The sequence below is a fragment of the Kocuria flava genome (genome assembly GCF_001482365.1).
GTDB classification, from domain to species: domain Bacteria; phylum Actinomycetota; class Actinomycetes; order Actinomycetales; family Micrococcaceae; genus Kocuria; species Kocuria flava.
Window position 1 is genome coordinate 350,827 of sequence record NZ_CP013254.1, and the last position, 23,171, is coordinate 373,997.

The following is a 23,171-nucleotide window of genomic DNA, read 5'->3' on the forward strand; positions in this document are numbered from 1 at the left end:
GGGCGGTCCCCCGCCCGGAATCCGCACCGACCCGCACCGCGCGGCGCCCGCGGGCACCGCGCCGGAAGGAGCACCATGAGCCCGCGCCACCCCGGGGGCCGCACGGCCCTGCTCGTCGTGGACATGCAGAACTCCTACTTCGACTTCCCCGAGCTCGAGGAGCAGCGCGAGCCCGTGACCGCGAAGGTCAACGAGCTCGTTCGCGCGGCCCGGGCCGGGGACAACCCGATCCTGCTCGTCCGCACCCAGCACGAGCGCGACCGCTCGACCTGGACCGTGAGCATGCACGACGACGACCAGGGCTTCGCCTTCCCCGGCACCGAGCAGGCCGAGTACGTGGCCGGGCTCGACACCGAGGACGGTGTCGGGCTCGTGAAGACCCGCGACAGCGCCTTCTTCAACACCGACCTCGCCGCGCGGCTGCGCAACCTCGGGGCGGAGCGGGTGGTCGTCTGCGGCGTCTCGACGCACAGCTGCGTGGCCCAGACCGCGATCGACGCCTTCGCCCACGACTTCCGCGGCGCCGTGGCCCGCGAGGCGGTCGCCTCCGAGAACGCCGAGCTCTCCCGGGCGCTGCTGGCCTTCCTCGAGGACGAGCTGCGCCAGGAGCTCCTGGACCAGGAGGAGGCGGTGGCGCGGCTGCGCGGCGGCTCCGCCTGAACGCCTGCCCGGACCCCGGCCCCTCCCCGGGCTCCTCCCAGGGCGCGAGGGGCGGCGTCCGGCGGGTATGCCCCTCGCGGAGCCGCCGGACGCCGCCCCTCGCGGCAGGTGGGGAGTTGCGGGAAGGGTCAGGCCGTGGCCGCGCCCTCCGGCAGGTCGGCGAGCATGTCCTCCACGTAGCGGCGGACCTCCGTGCCGTAGAGCTCGATGCTGCGGGTCATCCGCGCGTGCTCCAGCGTGCCGGCGGCGTACTTGAGGTCGAAGCGGGAGGCGCCCAGCGCCGTCGTCGAGGCCACGATCTTGCGGGCCACCGTCTCGGGGGAGCCCACGAAGTAGGCGCCCTCGGGCCCGCACATGGCGTCGAACTCCGCGCGGGTGAGCGGGCCCCAGCCGCGCTCGCGGCCGATCCGCCCGTGCGTGTGGGCCTGGGCCGGGAAGAACTCCTCGCGGGCCTGCTCGTCGGTCTCGGCGACGTGGCCCGGGGAGTGGAAGGCCACCGGCTGGGGGCCCTTCCCGAAGTGCTCCAGGGCCCGGCGGTAGTAGTCGGCGAACGGCCGGAACGCCGCGGGCCGCCCGCCGATGATCGCGAAGATCACGGGCAGCCCGTAGCGGGCCGCCCGGACCACGGACTCCGGCGAGCCGCCCACCGCGATCCACGCCGGCAGCGAGCCCGACTCCGTCCTGGGATGGACCTGCAGGCCCTGGATGGGGGCCCGCAGCCGGCCCTCCCAGTGGACCGGGCCCTCGGCGCGCAGCACGTCGAACAGCGCGAGCTTCTCCTCGAACAGCTCCCCGTACTGGGACAGCGGCAGGCCGAACAGCGGGAAGGACTCGGTGAAGGAGCCGCGGCCGAGGATCACCTCGGCCCGGCCCGAGGAGAGGGCGTCGACCGTGGCGAAGCGCTGGTAGACGCGCACGGGGTCGTCGGAGCTGAGCACCGTCACGGCCGAGCCCAGGCGGATCCGCTCGGTGCGGGTGGCGATGCCGGCCAGGACGGTCTCGGGGCTGGAGACCGCGAAGTCCTCGCGGTGGTGCTCACCGATGCCGAAGAAGTCCAGGCCCACCCGGTCCGCCAGCTCGGCCTCGGCCACGACGTTGCGGATCACCTGGGCGGCGCTGAGCATCCGGCCGTCGGGGCCGGGGTAGATGTCGCCGAACGTGTTGAGCCCGAGCTCCATGGGTCCTCCTCCAGATTTTGTTGAACTGTCCACAGAACCGGGAGGGGGTGCCGCGTATTCCGGGCTCAGCGGTTCACCCACTCCCACGCGAGGTGCTTCTCGGGGGCGGGGACGCCGCTGACGATCCAGGCGATCTCGTCGGTGGACAGCGGGAAGGCCGGGCGGTCCGGGTCGGCCTCGACCTCGCCCGGGCGGCCGAGGCTCCACAGCTGCGCGAACACCGTCGTGGCCCCCCACCGCTCCACGAGCGCCCCGAGGACCTCGTCCGAGCGCTCCGCCAGGTGGTCCTGGAGGAAGCCGCCGACCAGCCGCGCGAAGCCCTCGGGGTCCTGCTCGGCCTCGGCGGGGTCCAGCTCCCAGTGCTCGCCGAGGACGGCGAGCAGCTCGGCGTCCTCCAGCGGCGCGCCGTCCTCGCGCGGGTCGGGCAGCTCGACGGTGTCGGGGTCCTCCGTGCCGACGGCGAGGAAGCGCTGCTGCACGGCGAGCAGGGCCGCCACGAGCAGCACGTCCGCGGCCCGCCCGGACCCGTCCCCCGGCTCGAGCAGGGCCTCCCAGCCGTGGCGCACCCACGCCCAGGTGCGCTGCTCGTCCCGGTCGACCGAGCGCGAGCGCCACCCGGTCGTGGCGGCCCGCCACCGGGCGTCCAGGGCCGGGTCGCCCGCGGCGGTGTCGGCCGGGCCGGGGACCGGCTCCGGGTCGGGGACGTGGCTGAAGAGCACGGGCTTCCTCCTGGGCGGTGGCGCGGCGGGTGACCTGCCCAGGGTAGGCCGCTTCAGCGGGACCGGTCGGGGCGCACCACCATGGCGGAGCCGCCGTGGCCGCGCTCCGTCTCGGCGGCGGCCTCGAAGCGGCCGTCGCCGAGGATGCGGATCGCCGAGGCGTTGCCGATCCAGCGCACGTCCTCGAGCTCGTGGCCGAGCCCGCCCAGCTGCGCGCCGAGGGACGAGCCGGCGAGGCCGAGGTCGGCGCCGGCGGTCTCCCCGTTGCGGGAGCTCAGCCGCGGGGCGGCGATGGCGTCGACGAGCGGCAGCCCGCGGTCGACGTGGCCCGTGACGATCTGGGCGACCGTGGTGATGATCGTGGCCCCGCCCGGGGTGCCCACGGCCAGCCACGGCTCGCCGTCGCGCAGCACGACGGTGGGGCTCATCGACGAGCGCGGCCGCTTGCCGGGGCCGGGCAGGTTCGGGTGGGGCACGCCCTCGGTGATCGGGGCGAACTCGAAGTCGGTGAGCTCGTTGTTGAGCAGGAACCCGTGGCCCGGCACCGTGATCCCCGACCCGCCGGTCTGCTCGATGGTCAGGGTGTAGGCGACCACGTTGCCCCAGCGGTCGGCGACGTTCAGGTGCGTGGTCGACACCCCGCCGGCCACGGCCTCCTGGGCGGGCGCGGCGGCCCCGCACGCGGCGTAGTCGCCGTCGGGCTGCCCGAACGGGACCGGGCGCGGCCGGGCGGCCGCGGGGTCGAAGCCGCAGGCGCGCTCGTCGGCGAAGGCCTGGCCGGTGAGCTCGGCGACGGGCACGTCCGCGACGTCGCCGACCCACCGGTTGCGGTCGGCGAAGGCGGTGGCCGTGGCCTCGGCGAAGCGGTGCAGGTACTGCTCCTCGGGGACCTCGGACAGGGTCTCCCCGGTGCGCTCGTCGTAGGCCTCGAGCAGGTTCAGGGTCTCGGCCACGGTGGTGCCGCCGGAGCTGGGCACCCCCATGCCGTAGACCTCCAGGCCCCGGTACTCGCTGCGGGTGGGCTCGCCGAACAGCGCCTCGTAGGAGGCGACGTCCTCGAGGGTGAGCTCGCCCTGCAGCACCTCCACGCCCTCGGCGGTGGTCGGGGTGCGGGTCTCGGCCACGATCGCCTCCGCGATGCCGCCCTCGTAGAAGGCCTCCGTGCCCTGCTGACGGATGGTCCGGTAGGTGCGGGCGAGGTCGGGGTTGCGGAAGACGGTGCCGACCTCGGGGGCCTGCCCGTCGACGAGGAAGGTCTCGGCGGTCTCGGGGAACTGCGCGAAGCGCTCGGCGTTGGCCGCGGTCTGCTCGGCGAAGTTGGCGTCGACGGCGAACCCGCGCTGGGCGATCCGCTCGGCGGGGTGCAGCAGCCGGCCCAGCTCCATCGTGCCGAACTCCTCGGCCGCGGCCTCCCAGGTGGCCAGGGTGCCGGGCACGCCCACGGACTTGCCGGAGTTCACCACGGTGTCGAAGTCGAGGGGCTCGCCGTCCGCGCCGAGGAACTCGTCCTCGTCGTAGGTCGCCGGGGCGGTCTCGCGGCCGTCGATCGTGCGGACCTCCCCGGTGCGGGCGTCGTAGTGGACGAAGAAGCCGCCGCCGCCGATGCCCGCGGAGTAGGGCTCGGTCACCCCGAGGGTCGCGGCCATCGCCACGGCGGCGTCCGCGGCGTTGCCGCCGCGCTCGAGGACGTCGATGCCGACGCGGCTGGCCACGGGGTCCACGGAGGAGACCGCCCCGCCGCGCCCGCTCATCTGCGGGACCTTGGGCGGCTCGGCCGTGGGCGGGCCGCCGCCCCGGGCGTGCCCGGGGTGCTCGTGCGGCGGGCGCTCGTGGGCGGCCGCGGGGCCGGCGAGGACGGTGCCGGGCAGGGCGAGCGCCCCGGCCAGTCCGAGGGCGAAGGTTCTCGAGGAGGCGCGCATGGGCTCATGCTGGCACCGGGGCGGGGCCCTGACCAGGACGAACGGCTAGAAGTCCGACCGTTGCGCGCCCGCGTCGGCCGGGGCGGCGCCCCCGAGCAGGCGGCGCACGACCGTCTGGGCGTCCCGGGAGGGGTTGCCGAAGCGGTGGGTCGTGACGGAGACGGACTGCTCGGCGAGCAGGTGCAGCAGCTCGACCCGGGAGGCGCCGACGACGGGCCCGGCGAGCACGGCCGTCTCCGGGTTCCCGGCGAGGGCCGCGGCGAGCCCGGGGGCCGTGCCGACCACGCGGATCCGCCCGGCGGTGCCGGACTCGGCCCAGTCGGCGGCGACGTGGGCGAAGGCCTCGTCGGCGCAGGGGTCGAGCATCGCGCGGAAGAGCTCGCGCACCGGGGCGGGGACCTCCGCGGCGGGGGCGAGCACCACCCGGGAGCCCGAGCGCACCGCGGCCAGCCCGACCCGGGCCACGTCCGTGAGCGGGGCGTCCTCGGCGGCGCGCACGACGACGTCGCGCGGGCGGTAGCGCAGCACGTTGGCCTCGCACGCCAGCCCGCTGGGGTCGTGGGCCCTGCCGAACTCGAGCTCCCACCAGCTCTGGTCGTGCTCGGCGCAGGCGCGCAGCCACGCGGCGTCGGGCTCGGGCAGCAGCGGTGCGAGGGCCTCGAGGTGGGCGGCGAGCTCGGGGTCGAGCCGGGCGCCGGTGCCGCCGGTCGCGAAGGGCGCCTTCTCCCAGGTGCCGAGGCCGGCGAGGTAGTGGGGTCCGCCCGCCTTGGTGCCCGGGCCCACGGCGGAGCGCTTCCAGCCGCCGAAGGGCTGGCGGCGCACGATCGCCCCGGTGGTGCCCCGGTTGACGTAGAGGTTGCCGGCCTGCACGAGCTCGACCCAGGTGCTGATCTCGTCGGGGTCCAGGGAGTGCAGCCCGGCGGTGAGCCCGTAGTCCACGGCGTTCTGCAGCTCGAGGGCCTCGGGCAGGTCCTCGGCGCTCATCAGCCCGAGCACGGGCCCGAAGCACTCGGTGCGGTGGAAGAAGGAGCCGGGGGCGACCCCGGTGCGGATCCCGGGCCGCCACAGCCGCCCGGTGTCGTCGAGCGGGCGCGGCTCCAGCAGCCACTCCTCCCCCGGCTCGAGCCGGGTCAGGGCCCGGTGCAGCTTCTCCCCCGGCTCGCCCACGACCGGCCCGACGGTGGCCTGCAGGTTCTGGGGCCGGTCGACGACCAGGGAGGAGGCGGCGTCGAGCAGCTGGCGGCGGAAGCGCTCGGAGCGGGCCACGCTGCCCACGAGGATGCCCAGGGACGCCGCCGAGCACTTCTGCCCGGCGTGGCCGAAGGCGCTGGCGACGAGGTCCTCCACGGCCCGGTCCCGGTCGGCGCTGGGGGTGATCACCAGGGCGTTCTTCCCGGAGGTCTCCGCCGTGAGGCCGCGCCCGTGCCGCCAGCCGCTGAACAGCCGGGCGGTCTCGTAGGCACCGGTCAGCACGACCCGGTCCACGCCCTCGTGGGCCACCAGCGCCCGGCCGGTCTCCCCCTCGACGGAGTCGACGAGCTGGAGCACGTCCCGCGGCACGCCGGCCGCCCACAGGGCCTCGACCACGGCGGTCGAGCAGCGCCGGGTCTCCGGGGCGGGCTTGTGCAGCACGGCGGCGCCCGCGGCCAGGGCCGCCACGGTGGAGCCGGTGGGGATGGCCAGCGGGAAGTTCCACGGCGGGGTGACGAGCACCAGCGTGTCGGGGACGAACCGGGCGCCGTCGACGTCCTCGAGCTCGAGGGCGCGGCGGGCGTACCAGCGGCAGAAGTCGACCGCCTCGGAGACCTCGGGGTCGGACTGGTCGAGGGTCTTGCCGGCCTCGGCCCCGGCGACGGCGAGCAGGTGCGCGCGGCGGGCGGCCAGCACGTCGGCCGCCCGGTTGAGGATCTCCGCCCGCTCCCGCGCCCCGCGGGCGCGCCAGCCCTCGGCGGCGGCCCGGCCGGTGGCGACGACCCGGTCGACGTCGCCGGGGCCGAACGGCTCGGGGACGGGCAGCGCCCCGTACCAGGCGCGGTCGGCGATGCGGGCCCCGATCCCCCGGGCCCAGGTCTGGTTCGCGGGCAGGGAGACGTCGGTGTCGGGCTCGTTGCGGAACGGCTCCGTCAGCGGCACGTGGGCCGAGCCGGCGCCGTGCGCGCCGCGGTCCTGGGTGCGGGCGGGGGCCGGGACGGCGCCGTCGTCGTCGGCGAGGGCCTCGAGGGCGGCGCGGAAGCGGGTCTCCTCGCGGCGGAAGACCTCGTTGTCCGGGGCGAGGGCGAAGATCCCGGACATGAAGTTCTCGGGCGAGGCGTTCTCCTCGAGCCGGCGCACGAGGTAGGAGACGGCGACGTCGAACTCCGCCGGGCGCACGGCCGGGACGTAGAGCAGCAGCTGCCCCACGTCGGCGCTGACGGCCCGGGCCTGCTCCACGGCCATGCCCTGGAGCATCTCGAACTCGATCCGCTCCGTGACGCCGCGGCGCCGGGCCAGCAGGTGGGCGAAGGCGATGTCGAACAGGTTGTGCCCGGCGACCCCCAGGCGCAGCCCGCGCATCCGCTCGGGCTCGAAGAGCCAGGCCAGCACGCGCTTGTAGTTGGTGTCGGTCTCCTGCTTGGACCCCCACGCGGCCAGGGGCCAGCCGTGCAGCTCGGCGTCCACGCGCTCCATGGGCAGGTTCGCGCCCTTGACCAGCCGCACCTTGATCCCGGCCCCGCCGTCGGCGACCCGCCGCGCCGACCACGCGGAGAGCCGCTGGAGGACCCCGAGCGCGTCCGGCAGGTAGGCCTGGACCACGATCCCGGCCTCCAGCCCGCGCAGCTCGGGGTGCTCCAGCAGCCGGGTGAAGACCTCGGTGGTCAGGTGCAGGTCGGAGTAGACCTCCATGTCGAGGTTGAGGAACGTCGTGCCGGCGGGGGCGGCGGCCGCGGCGCGGTAGAGGGGCAGCAGCCGGTCGACGACCTGCGCCACGGTCTCCTCGAAGCCCCAGTGGGAGAGCTGCGGGACCACCGAGGAGACCTTGATCGAGACGTAGTCGACGTCCTCGCGCTCGAGCAGCGCCGCGGCGTCGGCGAGGTGCTTGTCCGCCTCCTGGGCCCCGAGCACCTCCTCGCCGAGCAGGTTGATGTTGAGCCGGTGGCCCTGGGCCCGCAGCTGCCGCACGGCCCGGCCGAAGGGCCCGGGCCGGGCGTCGACGATCATGTGCCCCACGAGCCGGCGCAGGCGCGCCCGGGCGGCGGGCACGACCACCTGCGGGGCGGTCGGGGCCAGGGCCGCGCCGGCGCGCAGCTGGGCGCGGTCGGCGCGCGGCATCGTCCGGGGCACGATCGGGGCCAGGGCGTGCAGGGCCGCGGCGGCGGCCCGCTCGTCCTCGGTGCGCACCACGCGGTCGACGAAGCCCACGGTGAACTCCAGGCCGTGGGGGTCCTGCAGGACGGTCGCGAGCCGGTCGGCGGCGGCATCCCGGTGGCGGCGCCCGCGGCGGGCCCGCTCGAGCCAGGTGCGCACGAGGGCCACGGCGTCGTCGGCGAGCACGCCGAGGTCGTCGGTCGGGTCCGGGGCATCGGCAGGCATGGCACGCTCCTGGGCTCCGCCCGGCCTCGGTCGCCGGGGCACTCCCCCGGCTCCCGGCCGGTTGCCGCCGGGCGCGTCGGCCGGTGCCACCACGCTACGGCGGGGCGGGCCGCTGCGGAAGGGACCGGCCCGCCCGGATCCCGTCCGCCCCGGCGGGCGGGGCGCTCAGCCGGCGGCGGCGCGCAGGACGTCGTCGGCCAGGCGCCCGAGCACGGCCCGGTGCGGGACGAGCATCGCGTACCAGTAGAGGTGCCCGGCGGGCCCGGCGGGCCGGAAGACGGTGGTCTGGCGGTAGCGCACGGTGCCGCCGGGGCCCGGGAGCAGGGCGATGTCCAGCCAGGCCTCCCCGGGCATCCGGACCAGGGAGCGCAGCCGCAGGTGCCGGCCCCGCTCGAGAGCCTCGACCGTCCACCAGTCCAGGCGCCGGCCCTCGGCGAGGCGGTCCGGGTCCTCGCGGTGGCGCAGCCGGGAGGGCGGCAGGGACGCCCGGTTGGGCAGGGCCCGCAGGAACCACAGGCGGTCGGTGCCGTGCCAGCCGCGCTCGCCGCCGAGGCCCTCGACGGCGGCCCACAGCGCGTCGGGTCCGGCCGTGCTCGTGCGCTCGACGGTGTCGACGTAGAAGCCCCGTTCGCGTGCCATGGGTCCATGGAAGCACGGCCGGGACGACGACGGGGCGCGGATCGCGCAACCGGTCCGGGGATGCCGGCCTCAGCCGCCGGCGGGCTCGGGGGGCAGCACGCCGAAGCGCACGAGGTGCCCGATCAGCCCGTCGGTCGTGGGAAGCCCGGCCAGCTCTCCGGGGGAGGCCCAGCGCACCGCGGCGGCGTCGTCGCCGGCCCGCAGGGTCCCGCCGCAGGCCACGGCCTCGACGTCGTGCACCTCGTAGACGAGGTCCTCCCCGGCGGGCACCCGCACCGTGCCGAGCTCCCGGCGGACCCGCACCCGCAGCCCGGTCTCCTCGAGGACCTCGCGCGCGGCGGCGCCCGCCACGGTCTCCCCGGGCTCCAGCGCGCCGCCGGGCAGGGTCCACCGGCCGCGCTGGGGCGCCCGGCCCCGCTGCACGAGCAGCAGCCGGCCCCGCTCGTCGAGGACGACGGCCGCGGCGGCCCGCACGGTGCGCATGAGGCGCACCCTACCGGGGCGGGGGGGCGGGCCGGGAACAAACCGGCGGGGACCCGCGTTCCCCAGGTAGTTCAAATTTGAAAGACCTGGGCGGCGCCCGCGCGGGTCCCGCGACCGACCAGGAGGACGGCATGCAGTTCGGCATCTTCACCATCGGGGACGTCACCCCGGACCCCACCACGGGGCGCACCCCCACCGAGCACGAGCGGATCATGGCCACCGTCGAGATCGCGAAGAAGGCCGAGGAGGTCGGCCTCGACGTCTTCGCCACGGGCCAGCACCACAACCCGCCGTTCGTGGCCCCGGCGAACCCGCCGATCCTGCTGGCGAGCATCGCGGCGCAGACCGAGCGGATCCGGCTGTCCACGGCGACCACGCTGATCACCACGACCGATCCCGTGCGCATCGCCGAGGACTACGCCTACCTCCAGCACCTGACCGGGGGCCGGGTGGACCTCACCATGGGCCGCGGCAACACCGGTCCCGTCTACCCCTGGTTCGGCCAGGACATCCGCCAGGGCATCCCGCTCGCGGTCGAGCACTACCACCTGCTGCACCGGCTGTGGCGGGAGGACGTGGTCGACTGGCAGGGCCGGTTCCGCACCGCGCTCCAGGGCTTCACCGCGACCCCGCGCCCGCTCGACGGCGTGGCGCCGTTCGTGTGGCACGGCTCGATCCGCTCCCCGGAGATCCCCGAGCAGGCCGCCTACTACGGCGACGGGTTCTTCCACAACAACATCTTCTGGCCCGCCGAGCACACGCAGCGGATGGTGGAGTTCTACCGCACCCGCTACGAGCACTACGGCCACGGCTCGGCCGACCAGGCGATCGTGGGCCTGGGCGGGCAGGTGTTCATGCGCCGGCGCTCCCAGGACGCCGTGCGGGAGTTCCGCCCCTACTTCGACAACGCCCCGGTCTACGGCCACGGGCCCTCCCTGGAGGACTTCACGGCCCAGACGCCGCTGACCGTGGGCACCCCCGAGCAGGTGGTCGAGAAGACCCTCGGCTTCCGCGACTACGCCGGGGACTACCAGCGCCAGCTCTTCCTCATCGACCACGCCGGGCTGCCGCTGAAGACCGTGCTGGAGCAGATCGACCTGCTGGGCGAGGAGGTCGTGCCGGTGCTGCGCAAGGAGTTCGCCGCGCTGAAGCCCGCGCACGTGCCCGAGGCCCCGACCCACGCCTCGCTGGTGGCCCGCCACCGCGCCGGCCAGGACCCGGTGCCCGGCGGCGCCGACGACTCCCCCGCCGGGCGCGCCCGCGCCGCGCGGTCCCCGGAGGAGGCCCGCCGGTGAGCACCCCGACGACGACGGGCGCGCCCCGCCCGCTCACCCTGGCGGTCGTCTCCGCGGGAATGTCCGACGCGTCCTCGACCTCGCTGCTGGCCGACCGGCTGACCGGGGCGGTCCGCGAGGCCCTGGCCCCCGTGCCGGTGCGGGTCGAGCGCATCGAGCTGCGCCCGCTGGCGCACGCGATCGCCGACCACCTGCTCACCGGGTTCCCCGGCCCGCAGCTCGCGCAGGCCCTCGCGGCGCTGGACCGCGCGGACGCCGTGGTCGCGGCCACGCCCACGTACCAGGCCTCCTACTCGGGGCTGTTCAAGTCCTTCGCCGACCTCATCGGCGCGGACGTGCTCGAGGACGTGCCCGTGCTCGTGGCCGCGACCGGCGGCAGCGCCCGGCACTCCCTGGTGCTCGACACCGCCCTGCGCCCCCTGTTCACCCACCTGCGGGCGCTCGTGCTGCCCGTGGGGGTGTACGCGGCCACCGAGGACTGGGCCGGCCCGGAGCTCGAGGCCCGCATCCGGCGGGCGGGCGCCCAGCTGGCCCGCCACCTCGCCCCCGCGGCGCAGGGCGCACCCGGGGCCTCCGGCGCGGGCGGGGCGGCGGGCGGACCCGGGCCCGCCGGCACGGATGCCGCCGCCGGCGGGTCCGGACCTGCCGGGACGGACGGTGCCGCCGGCACCCCCGGCGCGGACCGCGGGCCCGCGCCGGCCGCCCCCGCCCGTCGCGCGACCGCCCCCTCCGGGCCCGTGTACGACGGGACCGCGGTGCCCGCCTTCGCCGACCTGCTGGCCGGGACGACCCGGTGAGCGCCCCGGCGGACGGCGGGCACCCCTGGGAGGTCTGGCGGCTGTTCTTCGAGACCTCGGCCCGGCTGACCACCGAGATCGAGGCCCGGCTCAAGGAGCACGGCTGCTCGCTGATGGACTACCAGGTGCTCCTGCTGCTGCGCGAGGCCCCCGGCCACCGGCTGCGGATGGGCGAGCTGGCCCAGCGCCTGGTCTTCTCGCCCAGCCGGCTGAGCTACCAGATCGGCGTGCTCGAGAGGCGCGGCTGGGTCCGCCGCCGGCGCTGCACCGAGGACGGGCGCGGCCTGGAGGCCGAGCTCACCGACGAGGGCCTGCGCGCCTTCCGGCGCCTGCGCCCGGCCCACGCCCGCGACGTCGAGGAGCTGTTCCTCTCCACCCTCCACGACGACGACGCCGAGCGGCTGCGGGCGGTCATGGAGCGGCTGGCGCACCGGCTCGGGCAGTAGAGTGCGGACGCGGCACCCGGCCGCCCCGCCACCGGAAAGGGACCCCGTGACCTCCAGCCCCCTGACCCGCCACGACCCCGCGCGCCGCGGCTTCGGCAGCGACAACCACGCCGGGGTCCACCCGGCCGTGCTCGAGGCCCTCGCCGCCGCCAACGGCGGGCACGTGGGCGCCTACGGCGCGGACCCGTACACCGAGGCGCTCCAGGACGTGGCCCGCCGCCACTTCGGCGCGCAGGCCGAGTGCCACCCGGTCTTCAACGGGACGGGGGCCAACGTCGTCGCCCTCGCGGCCATGACCGACCGCTGGGACGCGGTGGTGTGCACGGACTCCGCCCACGTCGACGTGGACGAGTGCGGGGCCCCCGAGAAGCTCGCCGGGGTGAAGCTGCTGCCGGTGCCCAGCTCCGACGGGAAGCTGACCCCCGAGCTCGTGGACCGCCGGGCCCACGGCTTCGGCGTCGAGCACCACGCCCAGCCGCGGGCGATCACGGTCTCGCAGTCGACGGAGCTCGGCACCCTCTACACCCCCGACCAGCTGCGGGCGCTGTGCGAGCACGCCCACGGGCTCGGGCTGAGCGTCCACCTCGACGGGGCCCGGCTGGCCAACGCCGCCGCGGCCCTGGGGGTGCCGCTGCGGGCGCTGACCACCGACGCCGGCGTCGACGTCGTCTCCTGGGGCGGGACGAAGAACGGTGCCCTGGGCGCGGAGGCGGTCGTGGTGCTCGACCCCGCGGCCGTGCGGCAGCCGCGGTTCGTGCGCAAGCTCTCGGCCCAGCTGGCCTCGAAGATGCGCTTCGTCTCCGCCCAGCTGCTCGCCCTGCACGAGGGCGAGCTGTGGCGGGAGTCCGCGGCGCACGCCAATGCCGCTGCCCGCCGGCTCGCCGACGGCCTCGCCGCCGTGCCCGGCGTCCGGATCACCCAGGCGGTCGAGGCCAACGCCGTGTTCGCGGTGCTGCCCGCCGGGTCGGCCGAGCGGCTGCAGCGGCGGTGGCCGTTCCACGTGTGGGACGGGACCACCGGGGAGGTCCGGCTGATGTGCTCGTGGGACACGGCCGCCGAGGACGTCGACGCGTTCGTGGCGGCCCTGCGCGAGGACGCCGCCACCGCCCCCTGACCCGCCGCCTCCCGGCGACGGCGGGACCGTCAGCCGAACAGGGCGGCGACCTTCATGAGGGTCTGCACGATGCCGTAGCCCAGCGGGACCCCGACGAGCACCCAGCCCAGGGCGAGACGTGCTGTGGTCATGACCGGTCCTCCTTCGCGGCGACGACCGGCGCCGGGACGCGCCTGCCGTCAGCGGGTCGTTCGTCGTCGTCGGTCCCGGCCCGTCCGTGGGCGGGGCTGTCCGAGGGCTCGTGCCAGCGGGCGTCGACCGGGGTGACCAGGAGGTTGGCGACGAAGCCGACGACGAGCAGCGCGACCATCGTCAGCAGGGCCGGCCGGTACGCCGCGGCGGTGAGCTCGCCGGGGGTGCCCTGGGCGTCCAGGAACGCGTTGACGATCAGCGGCCCGGCCACGCCCGCCGCCGACCACGCCGTGAGCAGCCGGCCGTGGATCGCCCCGACCTGGTAGGTGCCGAAGAGGTCCCGCAGATAGGCCGGCACGGTGGCGAAGCCGCCGCCGTAGAAGGAGATGATCACGAAGGCCAGCAGCACGAACAGCAGCGTCGAGGAGGACCCGAACAGGGCCAGGACCGTGTAGAGCGCCGCGCCGACGCCGAGGTAGATCAGGTAGATCCGCTTGCGGCCCACGACGTCCGAGGTGGTCGACCACACGAAGCGCCCGCCCATGTTGCCGATCGACAGCAGGCCCACGAACCCGCCCGCGACGGCCGCGGTCACGAGGGAGGAGCCGTCGGCCTGGCGGAAGAAGTCCCGGATCATGGGCGCCGCCTGCTCGAGGATGCCGATGCCGGCGGTGACGTTGCAGAAGAGCACGAGCCACACGAGCCAGAACTGCCGGGTGCGCACGGCGTTGCGCGCGGAGACGTGGTTGCTGGTGACGAGCTCCTGCGTCCTGACCGTGGTGGGGTCGAAGCCCGCCGGCCGCCAGCCGGGCGGGGGGACCTTGATGGTGAACGCGCCGAACATCATGTAGGCGAAGTAGACGACCGCGAAGGTCAGGAAGAGCTTGCCGACGGCGTCCCCGCTGGGCGCCCAGCCCTCGGTGCCGGAGGCCGGGTCGTAGAAGCTCAGCAGCGCGGAGGAGACCGGGCTCGCGATGAGCGCGCCGCCGCCGAAGCCCATGATCGCCATGCCGGTGGCCAGCCCGGGACGGTCGGGGAACCACTTGATCAGCGTCGAGACCGGGGAGATGTAGCCGATGCCCAGGCCGATGCCGCCGATCACCCCGTAGCCCACGTAGACGAGCCACAGCTGCCGGGTGAAGATCCCCAGCGCGCCGACCAGGAAGCCGCCGGTCCACAGCAGCGCCGCGGTGAACATCGCCTTGCGGGGGCCGTGGGTGTCCACCCAGGTGCCGAAGACCGCGGCCGACAGGCCCAGCATCACGATGGCGATCGAGAAGATGAGGCCGATCTGCGTCAGGGACGCGCCGAAGTGCTCGACCAGGGCGGTCTTGTACACGCTCGTGGCGTAGGCCTGGCCGATGCACAGGTGCACCGCCAGCGCCGCCGGGGGGATCAGCCAGCGGTTGAAGCCCGGGGGCGCCACCGTGTGCTGTCGATCGAGCCAACCCATCGCTGCACTCCTCGCTCGTCGTGGGGAGTCCCTCGCGTCGCCGGGGCGCTCCGGGGTGAAGCATGTCACATCCACATCTCGAACGGGAAGCAGCCTGCCCGTTCCCGGCGGGGCATCCTGCGCCTCCCCCGTCTCCGCGAGAGCCCGTGCCCGTCGCGAGGACCCACGCCGCCGGTGCCTGCTGCGTGGGGCCTCGCGCGCCCCGTGAGGTCTCGCGGGGAGAGGGAGGGACGGGGACGACGGCGGGCGGCGCTCAGCCGGCCCGGAACCACCGGCCCAGCCGCCGCAGCAGGCCCCGGAGGCCCCGGTCCCGGGCGGCGGCCTCGAGGCGCTCGATCCGCACCGCCTGTTCCCGGGCGAGCTCGAGCAGCTCCCGCAGCAGCTGCTCCGACGCGTCGAGGCGGCGGTGGAGGCCGCCGGCGTGCTCGGCCGCCTCCCGGGCCAGGTGCAGCGGCAGGCCGATGCCGTGCTCCGCGGTCCACTGCTTCAGGTGCCGCTCGCGCACGAGCAGCTCCTCCCGCTCGGCCCGGCCGGGAGCGCCCGGGGCGGCGCCGGCCGGCAGCCGCCCGCGGACCACCTCGACCGGGCCGTCGAGCACGCCCACGGTGAAGGTCTCCAGGAACCGGAGCCGGAACTCCCACTCCCCCGCCGCACCGAGCTGCTCGTCGTAGTCGCCCAGCACGTCGTGGACGGCCCGGCGGTGGACGAGCACGCCGGGGGCCTGCCCGCCGCCGCGCACCAGCTCGGAGAGCGTCAGCTCGCCCCGGGCCGGCGGCTCCGGGCCCGGGCCGGTCTCGCGCGCCGCGCCGTCGGCCGGGTCCAGCTCGGCGGCGCGGGTGCGCACCAGCACCCCGTCGTCGGCCACCAGCGGGTCCTCGAGGCAGGCGACCGCGCGCTGCAGCAGGGCGGGGTGCCACCGGTCGGCCTCGTCGTGGAGGACGACGAGCTCCGAGTCCGCCGCCCGCAGCCCGCGGTTCGCGGCGGCCCAGGGCCCCGCGTCCCGCCGGCGGTGGAGCACCTCGGTCCGGTCCGCCAGCGCCTCGGCCCGCTCCGCGAGGACCGCCTCGACCGCGGCGCGGTCGGCGCCGTCGGCCACGACCAGCAGCCGCCAGTCGGTGAAGGTCTGGGCGAGGACGTCGTCGACGGTTCGGGCCAGCAGGGCCGGCTCCTCGCCGTGGGTGCGCAGCAGCACGGCCACGGTCGGGCGCACCGCCGGGACCGCCGGCCGGGCGTGGCGGCGGCGCAGCTCGGCCACCACGGGGGCCGCGACGCCGCGCGGCGGAGGGTCCTCGTCCGGCCGCGCCTCCGGCACCGCCCCGCCGAGCGCCGTGACGGCGTCGTCCCACCAGGCCCCCGCCGCCGCCCGGACCGCCGGGGCGGCCGAGGCGAGCGCCGAGCAGAACGCCTCGTGCCGGGCGAGGGCCTCGGTGGCCCAGCGCTGGGCCGCGTCCCGAGTGTCCCAGGCGGCCGGCCCCGGGGTGAGCAGGGCCGCGAGGGGCACGGTATGCCCGCCGAGCCCCCACGAGGTCAGCACCCCTTCCATGCGATCATCGGCATATGCACTGGTCGCAACGGGGAGCGCGGCCGTTCCGGCGGCGAGCGCGGCGCGCACGAGCTCCGGGTGCGAGGTGACGACCCAGTCGGCCTCCGCCAGCCGGGCGGCCAGCGCCTCCGGCGCGGCGGGACGGGCCGGTTCGGCCAGCCGTGCCGCGACGCGGTCGGACAGCGGGACGCCCGCCGCCGCTCCGTCCGGGGCGGCGGCGGGCCCGTCCGGGGCTCGGGCCGGCTCCGGGACGGGCGGGCCCCCGGCGGCCGGGGCGGGCGCTCCGCAGGCCGCCGCGGCGGCCTCGTCCGCGGCCGCCGGGGCGGGCGCGCCCCCGAGGACGGTGACCGCACCACCCGTGCGGTGGGCGAGGGCGTCGAGCACGGCCGCCAGGGCCGGGGCCGCCTCGCCCGGGGAAAAGGGGCCGTCGTGGGGCTCGAAGCACGCGAGCAGGTGCGGCCGCCCCGCCCCGGCACCGTCGGCGGCACGCCCCGCGGCGGGCATCCCCGGGCCGCGGTGGTCCTGCGGGGCGGCGAGGACGGAGGCGTCCCCGGCGATCCGCAGGGCGGGGTGCTCCGGGCACAGCCGCCGGGCCACGGCCAGGGACGTCCGGTCGGCCAGGCCCACCAGGTCGGCCGCGCCGAGCAGCTCGCCCACGAGCCGGGCCCGGGGGCCCGCGCACCCGGCCTCGAGACCCAGGCCCGCGACGACCACCGGCCGGGCGGCGCGCTGGGCCGCCCGGGCGGCCCGCCCCCAGGCGGTGAGCTCGGGTACGCTCGCCGGAGCGCACCCGGTCCCGCCGAGGACCAGGAGGGCCTCCGGGCCCGCCGCACCGCTCCGGTCCCCGGCGTCCGGGCCCGCCGCGTCCGCACCGGCCGCACCGGCCGCCGGGCCGGAGGGCGCCGGACCGTCAGCCGCCTCGGGGAAGGGCTCCGCGGACCGGAGCACCTCCACCCCGCGGGCGGCCAGGGCCGCGAGCACGGCACGGTGCCCGAGGGCGGCGGACGGGTCGGCGGGCGGAGCGGTCAGGAGCGCGACGCGCATGACGGGATCCTCTCGGACGCGGTCCCGGGGTGTCCGGACGCCCCCATTGTCCTCCGCACGGCGGCCGTCCCGCACTCCCCCGTCCCATACGGGACGCGGGACGCGCGGCGTCATGTGTACGAACTTGAAGGTCCGCACGCGCTCGTGTTGGCGGCCGTCCCCCGGGTCGGGGATCCTGGAGGTTCACAGCGCACTTCCTCCGCCGGCGCGACCCGCCGGACGCTCCGACCGCGCACGGGCACCCCTCCCGCTCACCCCAGCATGCCGACTGCGGCATATGCCGGCGTGCGACCGGGGGTCCGTCGTCGTCGCCGTCCGGGTGCCGGAGCGGTCCGGCCTCCCCCCGGTCCCCGGAGACCCGCCCCGCCGGGCGGGACGATCCCAGGAGCCCGCCCCATGCTGCACGCCGCCGTCATCAGTCCCCAGCCCATGACCCGCATCGCCATGCAGCGGGAGTCCCAGGACCACCCCGAGCACGGGGTGCGCATCGGGGCGGCGGCCGGGACCGTGGCGGAGCTGCTCGAGCAGGGCCCGCTCGAGGCGCCGGTGGTGCTGCTGAGCATGGACACCCTCGACGGGCGCAGCACGGCCCAGAACATCGCCGACCTCACCGCCCACGACCACGCCGTGGTCGTGCTGGCTTCCCACACGGACGTCGCCCGCGTGCGCTCCGCCCTGGCCTTCGGTGCGGCCGGGGCCGTGGGCAAGTGGGAGCCGATCCGCTCGGTGTTCCGCACGATGCGTCTGGCCTGCCAGCTCGGGGACTTCGTCAGCGACCAGCTCCAGTCGGCCCTGGCCGCCCTGCCCGACCGCTCGCCCGCCAAGCTCTCGGCGCGGGAGCGGGAGGTGCTCACCCACTACGTGGAGGGCCTCCAGGAGCAGGAGGTCGCCGCGACGCTGGGCATCGCCGAGTCCACGGTCGAGGAGCACCTGAAGCGGATCCGCCGCAAGTACGCGCTCGTCGAGCGCCCGGCCCGCACGAAGCTCGAGCTCTACAAGCGCGCCGTCGAGGACGGCGTCGTCCCGCCCGTGCTGCCCCTGGCCTGAGCGGGCCCCGGGGCCCGGCGCACGGATCCCGGCCGTGACCTGGGCCGACCCGTTGGCGGGCCCCCGCCCCGGACCTAGAATGAGGGGCACCACCCCACGGGTCGCTCCGGCGACCGCGCCGGCACCGATCCGCTCACCAGGTCGGGGGAGCACCCCCGTGCACAGGAAGCCGGTCCGATGAACGCCGCGCAGCAGCCCAGGCCCGGGAGCACGCCCCGGCCACCCCTCGACGAGCTCCGGGACCACCTCACGGGCACCGTGACCGTGCCCGGCGACCCCGGCTACGACGACGCCCGCCGGGTGTGGAACGGCATGATCGACCTCCGCCCCGCCGCCGTGGTGCGGGCCGGCTCGGTCGCCGACGTCGACCCCGTCCTCGGCGCCGTCCAGCACACCGGGCTGCCGCTGGCGGTGCGCGGCGGCGGCCACGGCGTCGCGGGCCACGGCACGGTCGAGGACGGGATCGTGCTCGACCTCGGCGGGCTGCGCGCGGTGTCGGTGGACCCGGACAGCCGCGAGGTCGTCGTGGCGCCCGGGGCGACCCTGGCCGACGTCGACGCCGCGACCGCCCCGCACGGGCTGGCCGTGCCCCTGGGGGTGGTGAGCGCGACGGGCGTGGCGGGCCTGACCCTCGGCGGCGGCGTCGGGTGGCTGACCCGCACCTGGGGCCTGGCCCTGGACAGCCTCCTGGCCGCCGACGTCGTGACGGGCACCCGCGAGCACCTGCACGCGAGCTCGGTGCACAACCCCGACCTGTTCTGGGGGCCTGCGCGGCGGCGGCGGGAACCTCGGGGTGGTCACCTCGTTCGTCTTCCGGGCCCGGCCCCTGCCGGCCCCGGTGCTCACCGGCACCCTCGTGTGGGCGCGGGAGCACTGGCGCAGCGCCCTGCGCGCCTTCGGCCGCTGGTCGCAGGAGCTGCCCGACGCGATGAACCCGATCGTCTCCTTCCTGCGGCTGCCCCCCGAGTTCGGCGTCGGCGAGGACACCGTGATGCTCGTGGCCTTCGCGTGGGCGGACCCCGACCACGCCGCGGGCCTGGCCCTCGTGGACCGGCTGCGGACGGCCGCGCCGCCCGACGGGGAGGAGATCGCCCCGCTGCCCTGGCCGCAGTGGCAGTCCGCGATGGACGGGCTGTTCCCCACCGGGTCCCGGGGGTACTGGAAGAACCTCTCGTTCGCCGGCCCGGACGGGCGGATGCTGGACGCCCTCGTGGCGGTCGCCGGCGAGGTCGACTGGGCGGGCACGGGCCTCGACCTGCACCTGATGGGCGGGTTCTTCGGCCGGGTGCCGGAGGGCACGACCGCGTTCCCGAACCGGTCGGCGCAGCTGTGGCTCAACGTCTACGGGTTCTGGCAGGACCCGGCCGAGGACGAGCGGCTCACCGCCTTCGCCCGGTCCGCCCACGCCCGGCTGCTGCCCTTCGCCGACCGCGGGGAGTACGTGAACTTCCTCGGCGCCGAGGGCGCTCCCCCGGGGGCCGAGGCCGCCCGGCGGTCGTGGGGTCCGGAGAAGCACCGCCTGCTGGCCGAGCTGAAGCTGCGCTACGACCCGCAGAACCTGCTGCGGCGCAACCACAACGTCCTCCCCGCGGCCGCCTGAGCCGGGACGGGCTCAGGGGACCCCGAGCAGGCGCAGCACCGCCGCGGCGGCCGCGCCGAGGACCACGACGACCAGGAACGGGGCGCGCAGCAGCAGCGCCGCCGCGGCCACGGCCAGGGCGCCGACCCGGGCGTCGAGCACGATCGCCTGCCCGGAGCCCACGGCGTTCATCACCACGAGCGCCGCGAGCAGCCCGACCGTGACCGTCCCGGCCATCCGGCCCACCCGGGGGTCGTCGAGCACCCGGTCGGGGACGAGGTAGCCCACGAACTTCAGGGCGAAGGCCAGCCCGGCGGCGGCGAGGACCCAGAACCAGGTGCTCACGCCCCGGCCTCCCGGCAGCCGACCCGGGGCGCGGGGGCGCCGTCGCCGCCCCCGCCGCGGCGGGCCCAGCCGATCGCCCCGGCGACGACCGCGGCCACGAGGATCGGCACCCCGGGCGGGAGCACGGGGATCGTCAGCGCCGTGACGAGCGCGCAGACGGCGGCCACCGCCACGGGCTCGCGCGCGCTCAGCCGCGGCCACAGCAGGCCCAGGAACGCGGCGACGGCGGCGCCGTCGAGACCCCACCGGGCGGGGTCGCCCAGGGCGTTGCCCAGCAGCGCCCCCAGCACGGTGAACAGGTTCCACAGCACCCACACGCCCAGCCCGGCGACCCAGAACCCGCGCCGCTCCTCGACCGGGTCGGCCTGGGAGGACGCGGCCGCGTTGGACTCGTCGATGGTCACGTGCGCCGCGAGCACCCTCTTCCAGCCGCGGGGGCGCACCAGGGCGTTCATGCTCATCCCGTAGACGGCGTTGCGCACCCCCAGCAGCGTGGCCGCCCCGAGCGCGGAGGCCCCGGCGCCGCCGCCGGAGAGCACCCCGATGAACGCGAACTGCGACCCGCCGGTGAACATCAGCGCGGACAGCGCCACCGTCTGCCAGAACGTCAGCCCCGCCGCGACGGACAGGGCGCCGAAGGAGATCCCGTACAGTCCCGTGGCCACGGACAGGGACAGCCCGATCCGCACCGCCGGCGAGGACCGCCACGGCACGGCGGCCGCGGAGCTCACGCCGGCTCCCCGCCGGCCGCCCCGGCCGGCGGGGCCGCGTACGACGGGACGGCGGACGGGGCCTCCCCGGCAGCGGAGGAGCCCTCCGGCGCCGCGGAGGGCTCCTCCGCGGGCGCGTCGAGGGCGTCCAGGGCGTCGAGGGCCTGCACGAGCGCGAGGTGGGTGAGGGTCTGCGGGAAGTTGCCGGTGAGCCGGTGCAGCTCGGGCGAGTACTCGGTGGCCAGCAGCCCGAGGTCGTTGGCCGTGGCGAGCACCCGGTCCACGAGCCGCTCGGCGTCCTCCCGCCGGCCGGTGCGGGCGTACTGGGCGGCCAGCCACAGGGACGCCCCGAGGTGCGGTGGGTCCTGGCCGGGGAAGCCGTCGACACCGATGACGCCCGCGTAGGCGTCGGGGTCGGCGGGGTCCACCGGGCCGAGGACGTTGCGGTAGCGGTGGATCAGCCCGCACGGGTGGCGCAGCTGCTCCTCGATCCGCCGCACGGTCCCGAGCATCCGCTCGTCGTCGTGGGCCACGAAGCCGACCTGCGGCAGCTGCAGCAGGGAGGCGTCCACGCTCGTGGTCCCGTAGTACTGGACGAACGAGCCGATCTCGGGGTCGTAGCCGGAGGTCCAGATCTCCTCGGCGAGCGCGTCCCGCAGCTGCTCCCACAGCGCGGCGTCGCCGGGCAGCCCGTGCACGCGTACGGCGTCCACCCCGGCCTGGAGGGCGGCCCACATGAGCACCCGGGAGTGCGTGTAGTACTGGCGCTCGCCGCGCATCTCCCACAGGCCCTGGTCCTGGACCTCGTAGTTCTCCACGACGGAGCGCAGCATCGCCTGCTGCAGCGGCCACGAGAGGTGGTCCTCGGCGGCCCCGCGCCGGCGCAGCCGCTCGAACACGACCATCACGTGGCCCACGGCGTCGGACTGGTGGTGCACGGCGGTGCCGTTGCCCTCCCGCACGGGCCGGGAGCGCTCGTAGCCGGGCAGGTCGAGCTGGTGCTCGCGCCCGCGCCGCTCCCCGGCCACGCCGTAGAGGTTCTGCAGGTCGTGGGGGTCCCCGGCCACCGAGCGCAGCAGCCAGTTGCGCAACTGGGAGGCCTCCCGGTCGTGGCCGTGGTCGAGCATGACCTCGAGGGCGGTGGCGGCGTCGCGCAGCCAGGCGAAGCGGTGGTCCCAGTTGCGCTCGCCGCCGATCACCTCGGGCAGGGACGTGGTGGGGGCGGCCACGAGCCCGCCGGTCTCCTGGTGCATCAGGGCGCGGACCACGAGCAGGGACCGGCGCACGGCCCCGGTCCGCTCGACCGGGACGGGTTCGTGCCCGGCCGCGGGCCCGTCGGGCTCCTCGGCCCCCGCCTCGGCGGGCCCGTAGAGCCCGGACCACTCCTGCCACAGCTCCACGGTGCGGTTGAGCTGGTCGTTGACGTCGATGGGCGCCGGGGGCGTGCGGTGGGAGGCGAAGTGGGTGAGCACGAAGTCGCGGGCCTGCCCGGCCGAGACCGTGAACGTCCCGCGGTGGCGGCGCTCGTCGTCGTCGCTCGCGGCCTCGGGCAGGGGCTCCCCGCGCAGGACGACGGCGTCGGGCCCGGCCATGGCCACGAGCATCGGGGGCGCGGCCTCCTCGCCGTCGGGGCCGAGCTCCCCCTCGAAGCGGCTGACCCAGGGCACCACGGTGCCGTAGCCGAAGCGGATCCGCAGCTCCTGGTACATCTCGACCTCGCCGGTGAGGCCCTCGACGCGGCGCACGACGTCGGTGCGGGAGGTCAGCGGCAGGAAGTCGGTCACGCGCACGGAGCCGGTGTCGGTGACCCAGACGGTCTGCAGGACGAAGGTGTTCTCCACGTAGAACCGCTCGGCGACCTGGGCGTCGGCGTCGTCGTCCTCGAGCAGGTCCCCGGCCTCGTCCACGGCCCCGGCGGGGGCGAGCAGCCAGCGCCCGTGCTCGGGCTCCCCGAGCAGGGCCCCGAAGACCGAGGGCGCGTCGAACCGCGGGGCGCACAGCCAGTCCAGCGACCCGCTGCGGGAGACGAGCGGGCCGGTGCGCATGTTCGAGAGCAGGGCGTAGTCCTCGATCGGTGAAGCCATGCCCCAAGATTCGCACATCGCACGGGCACCGGGGGTTGCACTATACCCCTAGGGGGTATAATCTCGGGGCAGGACGACCGAGGAGGACCCGTGACCGAGAACCTGCCGCCGCACGGCTACACCCAGGAGAAGGACGCCTGGCTCAAGCGCCTGCGCCGCATCGAGGGCCAGGTCCGCGGCATCCACCGCATGGTCCAGGAGGACCAGTACTGCATCGACGTCCTCACCCAGATCTCCGCGATCCAGTCGGCGCTGCGCTCCGTGAGCCTGGGCCTGCTCGACGAGCACCTGAACCACTGCGTGGCCGGTGCCGTGCAGGCGGCCCGGGAGACCGGCGGCACCGCGGACGTCGACGAGAAGCTGCGCGAGGCCTCCGCCGCCATCGCGCGCCTGGTCAAGAGCTGACCGCGCCCC

Annotated in this window: 20 protein-coding genes and 1 pseudogene; 9 read left to right on the forward strand and 12 right to left on the reverse strand. The window is 76.4% G+C overall.

Features of this window, described 5'->3' with window-relative positions; all coding sequences use genetic code 11:
- The first annotated feature begins 75 nt into the window (after window positions 1-75).
- Complete coding sequence (locus AS188_RS01630) at window positions 76-660, forward strand: cysteine hydrolase family protein (protein WP_058857378.1); 585 nt, start codon at window positions 76-78, stop codon at window positions 658-660.
- A 128-nt stretch (window positions 661-788) separates the two neighbouring features.
- On the opposite strand, the gene AS188_RS01635 is transcribed toward AS188_RS01630, so the two are convergent.
- From AS188_RS01635 to AS188_RS01660, 6 genes are all read right to left on the reverse strand, one after another.
- Window positions 789-1,838 (reverse strand): LLM class flavin-dependent oxidoreductase, encoded by a 1,050-nt coding sequence (locus AS188_RS01635; RefSeq protein ID WP_058857379.1) that lies wholly within the window; start codon window positions 1,836-1,838, stop codon window positions 789-791.
- Window positions 1,839-1,903: 65 nt separating this feature from the next.
- The gene (locus tag AS188_RS01640; protein WP_058857380.1) at window positions 1,904-2,557 is read right to left on the reverse strand and encodes a hypothetical protein; all 654 of its coding nucleotides are present in this window, start codon (window positions 2,555-2,557) and stop codon (window positions 1,904-1,906) included.
- 53 nt (window positions 2,558-2,610) lie between these two features.
- Entirely contained in the window at window positions 2,611-4,476 is a 1,866-nt protein-coding gene (gene ggt, locus AS188_RS01645) for a gamma-glutamyltransferase (RefSeq protein WP_058857381.1), read from the reverse strand.
- 45 nt (window positions 4,477-4,521) lie between these two features.
- Window positions 4,522-8,046 carry a proline dehydrogenase family protein gene (locus AS188_RS01650; protein ID WP_058857382.1) on the reverse strand — a complete coding sequence of 1,175 codons (3,525 nt, stop codon included), beginning with the start codon at window positions 8,044-8,046 and terminating at the stop codon, window positions 4,522-4,524.
- Window positions 8,047-8,211: 165 nt separating this feature from the next.
- Window positions 8,212-8,685, reverse strand: coding sequence for a DUF2867 domain-containing protein (locus AS188_RS01655; protein ID WP_058857383.1), 474 nt, complete (start codon window positions 8,683-8,685; stop codon window positions 8,212-8,214).
- Between the two features lie 69 nt (window positions 8,686-8,754).
- Entirely contained in the window at window positions 8,755-9,168 is a 414-nt protein-coding gene (locus tag AS188_RS01660) for an NUDIX hydrolase (protein WP_058857384.1), read from the reverse strand.
- A gap of 131 nt (window positions 9,169-9,299) precedes the next feature.
- On the opposite strand from AS188_RS01660, the gene AS188_RS01665 reads away from it, so the two are divergent.
- Genes AS188_RS01665 through AS188_RS01680 form a run of 4 tightly spaced genes read left to right on the forward strand, consistent with a single transcriptional unit; the run spans window position 9,300 to window position 12,820 of the window.
- On the forward strand, window positions 9,300-10,463 hold the full coding sequence (locus AS188_RS01665; RefSeq protein ID WP_058857385.1) for an LLM class flavin-dependent oxidoreductase: 1,164 nt from the start codon (window positions 9,300-9,302) through the stop codon (window positions 10,461-10,463).
- Window positions 10,460-11,260 (forward strand): CE1759 family FMN reductase, encoded by an 801-nt coding sequence (locus tag AS188_RS01670; protein ID WP_236945024.1) that lies wholly within the window; start codon window positions 10,460-10,462, stop codon window positions 11,258-11,260. Before AS188_RS01665 ends, AS188_RS01670 begins: the two co-directional genes overlap by 4 nt.
- Window positions 11,257-11,706, forward strand: coding sequence for a MarR family winged helix-turn-helix transcriptional regulator (locus tag AS188_RS01675; RefSeq protein ID WP_058857386.1), 450 nt, complete (start codon window positions 11,257-11,259; stop codon window positions 11,704-11,706). Before AS188_RS01670 ends, AS188_RS01675 begins: the two co-directional genes overlap by 4 nt.
- A 46-nt stretch (window positions 11,707-11,752) precedes the next feature.
- Window positions 11,753-12,820 carry a threonine aldolase family protein gene (locus AS188_RS01680; RefSeq protein ID WP_058857387.1) on the forward strand — a complete coding sequence of 356 codons (1,068 nt, stop codon included), beginning with the start codon at window positions 11,753-11,755 and terminating at the stop codon, window positions 12,818-12,820.
- A gap of 29 nt (window positions 12,821-12,849) precedes the next feature.
- On the opposite strand, the gene AS188_RS17805 is transcribed toward AS188_RS01680, so the two are convergent.
- The 3 genes from AS188_RS17805 to AS188_RS01690 form a co-directional block, all read right to left on the reverse strand.
- Window positions 12,850-12,951, reverse strand: a complete 102-nt coding sequence (locus AS188_RS17805) for an MFS transporter small subunit (protein WP_414842748.1) — start codon at window positions 12,949-12,951, stop codon at window positions 12,850-12,852.
- Complete coding sequence (locus AS188_RS01685; RefSeq protein ID WP_058857388.1) at window positions 12,948-14,405, reverse strand: OFA family MFS transporter; 1,458 nt, start codon at window positions 14,403-14,405, stop codon at window positions 12,948-12,950. The genes AS188_RS17805 and AS188_RS01685 overlap by 4 nt, the downstream gene beginning before the upstream one ends.
- A gap of 253 nt (window positions 14,406-14,658) precedes the next feature.
- Window positions 14,659-16,992: a glycosyltransferase family A protein gene (locus AS188_RS01690; protein ID WP_058857389.1), complete on the reverse strand. Its 2,334-nt coding sequence runs from the start codon at window positions 16,990-16,992 to the stop codon at window positions 14,659-14,661.
- A gap of 396 nt (window positions 16,993-17,388) precedes the next feature.
- On the opposite strand from AS188_RS01690, the gene AS188_RS01695 reads away from it, so the two are divergent.
- From AS188_RS01695 to AS188_RS17740, 3 genes and pseudogenes are all read left to right on the forward strand, one after another.
- Window positions 17,389-18,039: a helix-turn-helix transcriptional regulator gene (locus AS188_RS01695; protein ID WP_058857390.1), complete on the forward strand. Its 651-nt coding sequence runs from the start codon at window positions 17,389-17,391 to the stop codon at window positions 18,037-18,039.
- Between the two features lie 312 nt (window positions 18,040-18,351).
- Window positions 18,352-18,705: pseudogene (locus tag AS188_RS17735) on the forward strand (FAD-binding oxidoreductase); the annotation flags it as partial.
- A gap of 127 nt (window positions 18,706-18,832) precedes the next feature.
- Window positions 18,833-19,639, forward strand: coding sequence for an FAD-binding oxidoreductase (locus AS188_RS17740; protein ID WP_307725695.1), 807 nt, complete (start codon window positions 18,833-18,835; stop codon window positions 19,637-19,639).
- Window positions 19,640-19,651: 12 nt separating this feature from the next.
- Here the strand turns inward: AS188_RS17740 and AS188_RS01705 are convergent, their stop codons facing one another.
- Genes AS188_RS01705 through AS188_RS01715 form a run of 3 tightly spaced genes read right to left on the reverse strand, consistent with a single transcriptional unit; the run spans window position 19,652 to window position 22,757 of the window.
- Window positions 19,652-19,963 (reverse strand): AzlD domain-containing protein, encoded by a 312-nt coding sequence (locus tag AS188_RS01705; protein WP_058857391.1) that lies wholly within the window; start codon window positions 19,961-19,963, stop codon window positions 19,652-19,654.
- Window positions 19,960-20,694 carry an AzlC family ABC transporter permease gene (locus AS188_RS01710; RefSeq protein WP_083529147.1) on the reverse strand — a complete coding sequence of 245 codons (735 nt, stop codon included), beginning with the start codon at window positions 20,692-20,694 and terminating at the stop codon, window positions 19,960-19,962. Before AS188_RS01710 ends, AS188_RS01705 begins: the two co-directional genes overlap by 4 nt.
- Window positions 20,691-22,757 carry a glycoside hydrolase family 15 protein gene (locus AS188_RS01715; protein ID WP_083529148.1) on the reverse strand — a complete coding sequence of 689 codons (2,067 nt, stop codon included), beginning with the start codon at window positions 22,755-22,757 and terminating at the stop codon, window positions 20,691-20,693. The genes AS188_RS01710 and AS188_RS01715 overlap by 4 nt, the downstream gene beginning before the upstream one ends.
- 90 nt (window positions 22,758-22,847) lie before the next feature.
- Between AS188_RS01715 and AS188_RS01720 the strand changes: the two genes are divergently transcribed.
- A complete protein-coding gene (locus AS188_RS01720) occupies window positions 22,848-23,162 on the forward strand; it encodes a metal-sensitive transcriptional regulator (protein WP_058857392.1) in 315 nt (104 codons plus the stop codon).
- The last annotated feature ends 9 nt before the right edge of the window (window positions 23,163-23,171 follow it).

What these genes read in the sequence shown, in the direction of transcription:
- AS188_RS01630 (WP_058857378.1), top strand. Translation starts at nt 76, where the DNA reads ATGAGCCCGCGCCACCCCGGGGGCCGCACGGCCCTGCTCGTCGTGGAC.
- AS188_RS01635 (WP_058857379.1), bottom strand. Translation starts at nt 1,838, where the DNA reads ATGGAGCTCGGGCTCAACACGTTCGGCGACATCTACCCCGGCCCCGAC.
- ggt (WP_058857381.1), bottom strand. Translation starts at nt 4,476, where the DNA reads ATGCGCGCCTCCTCGAGAACCTTCGCCCTCGGACTGGCCGGGGCGCTC.
- AS188_RS01650 (WP_058857382.1), bottom strand. Translation starts at nt 8,046, where the DNA reads ATGCCTGCCGATGCCCCGGACCCGACCGACGACCTCGGCGTGCTCGCC.
- AS188_RS01655 (WP_058857383.1), bottom strand. Translation starts at nt 8,685, where the DNA reads ATGGCACGCGAACGGGGCTTCTACGTCGACACCGTCGAGCGCACGAGC.
- AS188_RS01660 (WP_058857384.1), bottom strand. Translation starts at nt 9,168, where the DNA reads ATGCGCACCGTGCGGGCCGCCGCGGCCGTCGTCCTCGACGAGCGGGGC.
- AS188_RS01665 (WP_058857385.1), top strand. Translation starts at nt 9,300, where the DNA reads ATGCAGTTCGGCATCTTCACCATCGGGGACGTCACCCCGGACCCCACC.
- AS188_RS17805 (WP_414842748.1), bottom strand. Translation starts at nt 12,951, where the DNA reads ATGACCACAGCACGTCTCGCCCTGGGCTGGGTGCTCGTCGGGGTCCCG.
- AS188_RS01685 (WP_058857388.1), bottom strand. Translation starts at nt 14,405, where the DNA reads ATGGGTTGGCTCGATCGACAGCACACGGTGGCGCCCCCGGGCTTCAAC.
- AS188_RS01690 (WP_058857389.1), bottom strand. Translation starts at nt 16,992, where the DNA reads ATGCGCGTCGCGCTCCTGACCGCTCCGCCCGCCGACCCGTCCGCCGCC.
- AS188_RS01695 (WP_058857390.1), top strand. Translation starts at nt 17,389, where the DNA reads ATGCTGCACGCCGCCGTCATCAGTCCCCAGCCCATGACCCGCATCGCC.
- AS188_RS01715 (WP_083529148.1), bottom strand. Translation starts at nt 22,757, where the DNA reads ATGGCTTCACCGATCGAGGACTACGCCCTGCTCTCGAACATGCGCACC.